The following is a 6,716-nucleotide window of genomic DNA, read 5'->3' as shown; positions in this document are numbered from 1 at the left end:
CGTCCCGCCGCTGGCCGGTCTCGCGCTCGGCCCCACCACCTTCGACGGCGACGCGTACGCGGCGAAGCGGCCGATGGGGGCGACGATCGCCTCCCTCCGCGCGCTCGGCGTCGACGTCGCCGACGACGGCCGCGGCGCGCTCCCCTTCACCGTCCACGGCTCCGGGGCCGTCCGGGGCGGCGACGTCGTCGTCGACGCCTCGCGGTCGAGCCAGTTCGTCTCGGCGCTCCTGCTGGCCGGCGCCCGCTTCGAGGAGGGACTGCACCTGCGCCACGAGGGCAGCGCCGTCCCCTCCCGGCCCCACATCGACATGACCGTCGCCGCACTGGCGGCACGGGGCGTAGAGGTCGGCACGCCCGCCGACGGCGAGTGGACCGTCGCGCCGCAGCCCATCGCCGGCGCCGACGTGCTGATCGAGCCCGACCTCTCGAACGCCGCGCCGTTCCTCGCTGCGGCCCTCGTCACGGGCGGCCGCGTCCGGCTGCGCCACTGGCCGACCGTCACCACGCAGGTCGGGGCGCACCTCGAGCGGATCCTGCCGCTGTTCGGCGCCCGGGTCGAGCGGGACGGCGAGGACCTCGTGGTCACCGGCGGCGACGAGATCCTGGGCGTGGACCTCGACCTGTCGGAGGGAGGCGAGCTCGCCCCCGCCCTCGCCGCCCTCGCCGCGCTGGCCTCCACTCCCAGCACCCTGACCGGGATCGGCCACATCCGTCACCACGAGACGGACCGCCTCGCCGCCCTCGCCGCCGAGATCACCGGCCTCGGCGGCCGGGTCACGGAGCTCGAGGACGGTCTGCGCATCGAGCCCGCCGAGCTCCACGGCGGCCGCTGGCGCACCTACTCCGACCACCGCATGGCCCACGCCGGCGCTCTGATCGGCCTCGTGGTCCCCGGCGTGGTGATCGAGGACGTCGCGACGACAGCGAAGACCCTCCCGCAGTTCCCGGAGCTGTGGACGACCCTCGCCGGATCGGTCTGACCCGTGTCGTGGTGGACGGACAGCGGCCTCGACGCCGACGGTGCTCTCGACGACTTCGACGGGTACGACGAGTCGGACGCGCGGGTGCGCCCGAACCCGAAGGGCACGAAGCCCCGGACCAAGAACAGGCCCGCCTACGAGAACGCAGAGATCGCGATGGTGCTCGGCGTCGACCGGGGTCGCTACACGGTGATGATCGGCGACGGGACGCCCGAGGAGCACGAGTTCACGGCGGCCCGGGCCCGCGAGCTGCGGCGCCAGGCGATCGTGGCCGGCGACCGCGTCGACGTGGTCGGGGACTCCAGCGGCGACGAGGGGACGCTCGCCCGCATCGTCCGCATCCGCGAGCGGTCGACCCTCCTCCGCCGCAGCGCCGACGACACCGATGCGATCGAGCGCGTGATCGTCGCCAACGCCGACCAGATGCTCTGCGTGGTGGCCGCCGCCGACCCCGAGCCCCGGACCCGGCTGGTCGACCGCTACCTGGTCGCCGCCTTCGACGCCGGGATCACTCCGATGCTCTGCATCACCAAGACCGACCTCGCGGACCCGGCCCCGTTCCTCCGCAACTTCGAGGGGCTCGACCTCCGCGTGTTCCTCTCGAGCCAGGACGAGCCGCCGGTCGACGAGATCGCCGACGCCCTCCTCGGCCACGAGACCGTGGTCGTCGGGCACTCCGGAGTCGGCAAGTCCACCCTCGTGAACAAGCTCGTCCCGGACGCGCACCGGGCCATCGGGCGCGTGAACACCGTGACGGGCCGCGGTCGGCACACCTCGTCCTCCACCGTCTCGCTCCGCGTGGAGCGCGGCGACCGGCACGGCTGGGTCATCGACACCCCCGGCGTCCGCTCGTTCGGACTCGGCCACGTGAACACCGACAACATCCTCGGCGCGTTCACGACCCTCGCCGTGATCGCCCGGGACTGCCCGCGCGGCTGCACGCACCTGCCCGACTCCCCCGACTGCGCCATCATCGAGGCGGTCGAGGGCGGACTGCTGGGCGCCAGCGGACCGGAGCGCCTCGACTCGCTCCAGCGCCTCCTGACCACCTTCGCCACGACCGACGGAAGCAGACGATGACCGACCTCTCCCCCCTCCCCGCCGAGGCGCGCCTCGCCGCCGGCGACTCCGCTCCGGAGTTCACGCTGCCGAACCAGGACGGCGAGCCCGTCTCGCTCGCGGACTACCGCGGACGGCGCGTCATCCTGTTCTTCTACCCCGAGGCCGACACCCCCGGCTGCACCACGGAGGCCTGCGACTTCCGCGACAACGGGGCGTCCCTCCGCGACTCCGGCTACGAGGTCCTCGGGATCTCGCGGGACGCCCCGGAGGCGCTGCGCCGCTGGGCCGACGCCCAGGGCATCGCGTACCCGCTGCTGAGCGACCCCGACATGACCGTGCACCGCGCGTACGCGGTGTGGGGCGAGAAGAGCCTCTACGGCAAGACCGTCGTCGGCGTGCTGCGCTCGACGTTCGTCGTCGGAGCCGAGGGAGCGCTCGAGTTCGCGCAGTACGGCGTCCGGGCGACCGGGCACGTGCAGGCGCTCCGCAAGAAGCTGAAGCTCGTCTGACCCCGGGGCGCGCGGTGCAGGTCATCGTGCGCCACCGGCTCTCGGGGTTCCGCTCGTCTGCGAGCATCTCTCATGTCGACGTGAGCGGCACCGCCCGGTGCCCCGTCGGGACGAGGGGTGGTCAGGGTGCGCTCGAATGCTCGCAGGACGACGGCCGCAGCGGCGATCGCGGTCGTGGCAGCTGTACTGGCGGGCTGCACGCCACCGGAGCCGGCGCTCACCGCCGCCAGGGTGCTGCAGGCGGTGTCCGTCGCCGTCTCGTCCGACGGGGGTGTCCGTGCGATCGAGGGGACGGCTCTCGCCGTCGGCGACGACCCGTCCGACACCTCGGCGACCACCACCGTCTACGATCCCCCCGAGGTCGCCGCCGACCTGCCGGTCCGTGTCCGGCCCTCGTGGCGCACCGCCGACGCCTCGGGCACCGATCCGGCCGACCTCGCCGGGCGCTCGGGTCGGATCGAGATCTCGCTCGCGGTGGAGAACCTGACGGTCCGGCCCGAGGAGGTCGCGTTCGACGCGGCCGGTCGTGCAGCCCGCCGCAGTGCACTCGTCGGCGCTCCGCTGACGATCGCAGCCTCCGCGGTCCTGCCGGGCGTCTCGCCGAGTCGCGTCGTCACCGAGAGCGAGTCGGGTGCCGTCACCAACGGCGTGCTCAGCCGTGACGAGCACGGAGACGCCGTCGTGCAGTGGGCCGCTCTCCTCGCTCCCCCGGGCGGTGGCGCGACGGCGACGCTGACCCTCGTCGCCGACGTCGCCGACTTCGCCGTCCCCGCCTTCGACCTGGCGGTCCAGCCCGGCCTGAGCACCGACCCGACCACCGAGGGGGCGCTGGGCGCCGCGTTCGACTCCTCCGACGCCTCGCCGCTCGCCCTCGAGCGCCGCACGATCGAGGTCGTCACCGCGGTGGACGACCTGCTGACGCAGGCCGGCACCACCGTCGCCGAGGTACGGGCCTCGCTCGACGCGACCTCCGAGACTCTCGGTGTCCGCACGGCCGAGGAGCTGCGGGCCGGCGCCGCCTCGACGGCGGCCTCGATGCAGAGCCTCTCCGGGCAGCTCGGCGCGCTCCGGGCGCAGCTGTCGTCGACGGTCTCGGGCACCGAGTCCGGCCTGCTGGCGCAGCTGTCCGAGGCGATCGACGCGGTGGACGCCATGCTGGGCGACACATCGGCCGCGGTGCCGCCGCCGACGGTCTCGGGCAGCGGATGCGGACTCGCCGTCGACGGCGGCCGCACCGGCTCGATCCACTCGGAGCTGCTACGGCTCACGGCCGAGCTCGACGCGTACGGGACCGCGGCCGAGTCCTGCCGCGACGAGGTCGTCGCGGCTCTCCGTGCTGCCGCGGGGCCGGCACAGCCCTCCGCCGAGACCTGCACGGCACCCTCGATGACCTGCTCCCTCGCCGCCTCCGCAGCCGCCGTCGACACCGTGCTGCTCGGGATGCTCGATCGCGGGCAGGACCTCGTCGACTCCCTGCAGCCGGAGCTGATGGACGGCGTGCAGGCCGGGTTCGCCGCACTCGCGAGCAGGGTGGACGCCGCGTCGGCCTCGGTGGACACCCTGGCCGACCCGGAGGGATCCGTCACCCGGGCGCTCGCCGCCCTGTCGGCGACGCTGGACGAGCTCGACGCGGACACCGCGGGCCTGGAGACGACGGTCGCCTCGGTCGGCGCCGCCGCCACGACCGCCCTGGACGAGCTCGGCACGCCGACCAGCACGGGGTCGCTGTCGGCGCAGAACCAGGAGCTGGCCGATCGGCTCTGCGAGCTGTCGCCGGCGACACAGTCCCCTGCTGCCGCACCCACGCCGACCGGGCGCCCGACGCGCGCACCCGTGGAGGTGACCCGGGGCTCCGTCGAGGAGCTCCGCGCCTACCTGACCGCGACGCCCTGCTCCGGCGCGGGCCGCCTCGACGCCCCCGACGGCTATCCGGCCCCCCTGGCCGACCGGCTGAGCGACCAGGTCCACGCGTGGACCGCCGTCGCCTCCACCGTCGGCAGCACCGGCGCGAGTGCCGACCTCGCCGCCCTGCGCGCCGCGCTCGCCACGGTCCGCAGCGGCATGGCCGAGGCCGGCGCGACGGCCGGCTCGGACGACGCACGCCTCACCGGCCTGCTCGCCTCCCTCCGCACCGGCGTCGACGCGCTGACCGCTCAGCGCGACGCCCTCGGCACCCGCATCGACGCTCTCGGCGCCCAGCAGGACGCTCTCGCACCGGCGATCCAGAAGGCGTTCGCCGAGACGGACACGGCCGCCGCCTCCGCGGTCACCGCACTCCTCGACGAGCAGGTGCGGCGGATCTCGACGCGCTCCGGCGCCGACGCCGACGCGGTCGTCGCGATGTTCGACCGGTCGGTCTCGAGCCTGCGCACGGCCTCCTCCGGCATCCGCTCCGACGGTGCAGCGACGGTGGACGCCGGGCACCGGGCTCTCCGCACCGCGGAGGCCCGGATCGGCGGGGCCGTCTCCGAGCGGACGCGCGCCTCCCTGGCCGGCATCGCGACGACGATCGACGCCTCGACCCGCGACACCGACGCGGCCGCCGCGCTCCTCGCCGCCGATCTGCACAAGGTGCTCCTGGACCTCGGCGACCGGACGGTCGGCGGCTCCGGCCTGCTCGGATCGATGACCACGAGTGCCGCGAAGGTCGGCACCGCCGACGTGCAGCTCGCCCTCGCCTCGCAGAGCGCACGGGGCTACGCCGCGGTGCGATCCGAGGACGTCTCGGGCATCCTGCTGGCGCAGGCCCAGGAGCGGGCCTCCCTCCGCGCCGGGGATGAGCTTCCCGCGTTCCACCTCGACCTGCCCGAGGGCACGCGGACCCGGACGGTCTACTCCTTCCGGATCGGGGACGAGCGATGACCCGCCTGGGCAGGCGCGCGGCGCAGCACCCCCGCACCGCCCGACGGACCACGATGCTGGTCGGCGGCGCCGTCGCCCTCCTCGGCGTCAGCGGTGCCCTCGTCTCCCTCCTGCCCCCGCAGTCCGCCCCGATGACGGAGGTCGCCGCTCTCCCGGTAGGCTTCTCGTGCGCCCGGGTGCCCGAGCAGCTGACGCTCGGGGTGGTGGTGTCGCTCAGCTCGGCTCCGGGCGAGGGCGCGGAGTGGAAGGACGCGGCGAACGGTGCCGTCGTCGCAGCGCACCGGTCAGCGATGGGCGGCTGCGAGATCGGTCTCGTCGCCGTCGACGACCACGGGACGCCCGAGGGTGCCCGCTCCGCCGTCGAGGAGCTGACGGGGCAGGGCGTGTCCGGCCTCGTCCTCGCGACCCACGGCACCCACACCGCTGCGGCCGTGGACGCCGCTCGGGCAGCGGGGACAGCGGCCGTCCTCCCGTACGGAGGCGGCCCCGCCCTGCCCAGCGACGGCGTCTGGTCCCTCGGACCCGACACCGCCTCGGCCGACGCGGCACTCGTGGAGGAGGCCGGCGGAGGCGCCCGGGTACTCCTCGTCGACACCGGTGGAGGCACCCCGACCGGTCTCTCGCCCGCCGCGACGGTGACCGCCGATCCGGGCGCCGCCGCGGACGTGTTCATCACCGCCGCCCGCCCGCACCTCGAGGGCGAGCTGGCGGTCGAGCGCGTCGTCGTGTCCGGCCCCGCCGCGGCGCAGGCGACGGCGGTCGCCGCTCTGCAGGCGGCGGGGGCGTCCGTCCCGATCCTGCTCACGCCCGACGCGCTGAGCCCCGCCTTCGCTCCCGCCCTGGCCGCGGCCGGAGGCACCCTCTCGGGAGATCTGACGACGATCGGCACGGATTCCGGCGACGCGGTCGCCCTCCGCGGCGACGAGCGCGGACGCGCGGCCTCCGCGTTCCTGGGGGCCGTGCGGATGACCGCCGACGATGCCGCGCGGGCGACCCTCCTCGGCGACCGTTCGTTCCGCGATCTCGCCGCGGTCGTGGACGCCCCCAGCCACGACGCCGTCGTGGCGCTCGTGCGAGCCGCGGCCGTCGCAGGCAGCAGGGAACCCTCGGCGGTCGCCGCCGCACTACGGGGATCCACGATCGGACCGGCGGACGGGCTCGCCGGTCCGCCGCTCGACTTCGGCGCCGCGCACGCTCTGGACGCCCCGGCACTCCCCCTCCACTCCTCGCCGCAGCGCCTCGGCCTGCGGCCCGCCGACCCGCCGCTGCTCTGGTTCGCCGGACAGCCCCGACCGTGAGCC

General features: G+C 75.3%; 5 protein-coding genes. All 5 read left to right on the top strand.

Annotation, left to right across the window (positions count from 1 at the left end):
* A partial coding sequence (locus C5C74_RS00870) for a 3-phosphoshikimate 1-carboxyvinyltransferase (RefSeq protein ID WP_104347166.1) occupies positions 1-982 on the top strand: 982 nt, incomplete at its 5' end.
* 3 nt (positions 983-985) lie between these two features.
* Positions 986-2,062: a ribosome small subunit-dependent GTPase A gene (rsgA, locus tag C5C74_RS00865; protein WP_104294955.1), complete on the top strand. Its 1,077-nt coding sequence runs from the start codon at positions 986-988 to the stop codon at positions 2,060-2,062.
* Positions 2,059-2,553, top strand: coding sequence for a thioredoxin-dependent thiol peroxidase (gene bcp, locus C5C74_RS00860; protein WP_104350806.1), 495 nt, complete (start codon positions 2,059-2,061; stop codon positions 2,551-2,553). Before rsgA ends, bcp begins: the two co-directional genes overlap by 4 nt.
* A 174-nt stretch (positions 2,554-2,727) precedes the next feature.
* Positions 2,728-5,415, top strand: coding sequence for a hypothetical protein (locus C5C74_RS00855; protein ID WP_146076465.1), 2,688 nt, complete (start codon positions 2,728-2,730; stop codon positions 5,413-5,415).
* Complete coding sequence (locus C5C74_RS00850; RefSeq protein WP_104350805.1) at positions 5,412-6,713, top strand: ABC transporter substrate-binding protein; 1,302 nt, start codon at positions 5,412-5,414, stop codon at positions 6,711-6,713. Before C5C74_RS00855 ends, C5C74_RS00850 begins: the two co-directional genes overlap by 4 nt.
* Positions 6,714-6,716: the final 3 nt, after the last annotated feature.

The organism is Rathayibacter sp. AY1E8 (assembly GCF_002931415.1).
In the GTDB taxonomy this organism is placed as follows: domain Bacteria; phylum Actinomycetota; class Actinomycetes; order Actinomycetales; family Microbacteriaceae; genus Rathayibacter.
Note: the sequence above shows the minus strand (reverse complement) of the source record. Positions and strands in the feature narration are given on the sequence as shown.

Coding starts and splice junctions, on each gene's coding strand:
- bcp (WP_104350806.1), top strand. CDS start 2,059: ATGACCGACCTCTCCCCCCTCCCCGCCGAGGCGCGCCTCGCCGCCGGC.
- C5C74_RS00850 (WP_104350805.1), top strand. CDS start 5,412: ATGACCCGCCTGGGCAGGCGCGCGGCGCAGCACCCCCGCACCGCCCGA.